Source organism: Sulfitobacter mediterraneus, from assembly GCF_003054325.1.
In the GTDB taxonomy this organism is placed as follows: Bacteria; Pseudomonadota; Alphaproteobacteria; order Rhodobacterales; family Rhodobacteraceae; genus Sulfitobacter; species Sulfitobacter mediterraneus.
Genome location: NZ_QBKU01000032.1, coordinates 1 through 2,156, shown reverse-complemented (window position 1 = coordinate 2,156; position 2,156 = coordinate 1). Strand labels below are relative to the sequence as shown.

Below are 2,156 nucleotides of genomic sequence, written 5' to 3'. Positions count from 1 at the left end.
CCTACAGCATCTACTCGGCTGGGATCAGTGATGAGCAGAAGCGCGGGATCGTGGATCAGATCAGGGTACCGTCATGATGGTACCCCCTGACATCGGGGCCTTCGAGGAGCGGGCTGCCATTGCTGAGTATGATGGTGGTCTGACCCGCTCTGACGCGGAGGACGTGGCTGCGAGAGCTCAGGGCTTCATCAGTGCCCAGTATTACTGGCAGTGGTTGGCGGATTACGTCGTGAACAAGGCCTATCCCTCATAACAAACCTCCCCGGCTGGCATCGTGCTGGCCGGGGGAGCACTTTTCCTTTTTCTTTTGGAGGAAGAATTCTCCATACTTTCCAGATGCCTAGTCGAAGTATAAGGTCAGAAAATCCCATCATCATTTGCCGTTAGATATTTCCTCACCACTATCACTGTTCACCGGCCGTTTGGCATCACTCAAGGTTACCGAAAGTGCAATCAGAGCAACGGCGACGAGCAGCGATACACCTATCGAAAGACCCAATTTCATGACGATGGTTCGGCTCACTATCTGAGAACGTGAACCGCACAAGCGGCATGTCTGACCACGCGGTCAGCGGTTGAACCCAGAAAGAAGTTCTGTAGGCCAGGCTTGTGCGAAGCCAAAACAATACAATCGATGTCATGCTTTTTGGCATATTCCACGATGGAATTCCCAGCGTGACCTGAAATGGTTACCCCGAGGCAATTTGGCAGCTCATTAGATATTGCTGAGAGACCTTCCTCGACCTCTTTCCTAGTGTTGGCCAACACCTCAGCGGGAATCTCAATAGTGACATAGGCGGGTATGGCTTCCATTACATGCAGCACAGTGAAGGTCGCTCCGTCTTCTGCCAGAGCCTTCGCAACTTGGACGGCGCCGCTCTTGTCGTGGTCATCATCCAGTAATACCGGTATCAAGATGTTCTTGTACATTTTGGTTCTCCGTTGCTGACGCAGTTGCTGTCCGAGAGTTTACCATTTTTGCCGTTTTCCCACATTGATGCAGGTCAATCGCTCAAATGTAGCACCCTACATAAGCATCTGCACCGCTGAACCCAAAGACCATGAAGCAGAGGGGCATTGGGTCGGCATAGTGTCTCCGGAGATGTGCTGGGGGTCTGACCATCATCGCTTTCTTCAATTCAAGCCTTCCCAAGCTTTCCTGCCTCATAACAACCGAACGATTAGCGGCAAGAGCGACTTTGATCGTGAAATGTGCTAGAGATTTCCGCAAAGGATACCATAGCCTGTGTTGAAGCTTTCGGACATCGCATACACCTTGGCCTCGGTCGTAGTCTGTTCATTGGCCGGAGTGATCGGGTACTTCTATTTGCGACTATTTGGGCTTGCCGACGCTTCTATTGTGGATAAAACTGTTTCCGCTATCCTCGATTGGGCGCTGCATCTGGTTCTCTGAGCCTTCTTTCAGGACATTTCATGACCGCGAAGACCCACAGACAAGTCCTCATAAAATTCCTGCTCTTGTGCGCTATCCTAGTCGGGTATTTTGGCTATCTCAGCTATGAGTATGATTTTGCGACAGGGGGCGTGGCAGCGCTTCTGACTTGGAGTTTCTTCGTGCTCTGTACGCCAGTTGCCGATGCCGGGTTCTTACTGGATTTTCCGCTGCGAGTGTTGTTTGGCATTCGTATGGTCGTGTCAGAGGTAGCCGTTTGGGCCGTTGCACTCGGGATTAATGTCGCAACGCTGCTTTGGGGGGCCAGCTACTATGGCACCACGCTTCTGACGGAATTGCTGCACACTGTACTTACAAATCCCTATCCATATTGGGGCATCATTTTGCTGTCTGGCATTGGTACGTTCCTTTCAATCCGTTTCGGCGATGAGCTAATGGACGTCATCCACCACAACGACAGAGAGTTCTTCCATTCGCACCACTTTAAACATGAGCTCGTATTGTTCGTATTTTTCCTGTTGGTGCTTTTTGGGTATTATGAATTTATGTCTCTGCTTGGTGTGGATCCTGCTCTGCAATAGCTCGCCAGCGACACACCCCTTCCACCCGTAGGACCCCTTCAGCTAAGATCCCCCCCAAGGCTATCCACCACAACCAGTCATCTATCCCTAATTCGGGTACCTGATCCCCAGCACAGGGGACCCTGATCGGGTTACCTCCCCCAGGGCTATCTTCCCCCCCC

The 2,156-nt window shown here is 51.6% G+C and carries 3 protein-coding genes; 2 read left to right on the top strand and 1 reads right to left on the bottom strand.

Features of this window, described 5'->3' with window-relative positions:
* The first annotated feature begins 73 nt into the window (after positions 1–73).
* On the top strand, positions 74–253 hold the full coding sequence (locus tag C8N31_RS20115; RefSeq protein ID WP_025050049.1) for a hypothetical protein: 180 nt from the start codon (positions 74–76) through the stop codon (positions 251–253).
* A gap of 269 nt (positions 254–522) precedes the next feature.
* On the opposite strand, the gene C8N31_RS20110 is transcribed toward C8N31_RS20115, so the two are convergent.
* On the bottom strand, positions 523–930 hold the full coding sequence (locus tag C8N31_RS20110; RefSeq protein ID WP_025050050.1) for a universal stress protein: 408 nt from the start codon (positions 928–930) through the stop codon (positions 523–525).
* Positions 931–1,434: 504 nt separating this feature from the next.
* Between C8N31_RS20110 and C8N31_RS20105 the strand changes: the two genes are divergently transcribed.
* Positions 1,435–1,995: a hypothetical protein gene (locus C8N31_RS20105; RefSeq protein ID WP_025050051.1), complete on the top strand. Its 561-nt coding sequence runs from the start codon at positions 1,435–1,437 to the stop codon at positions 1,993–1,995.
* Positions 1,996–2,156: the final 161 nt, after the last annotated feature.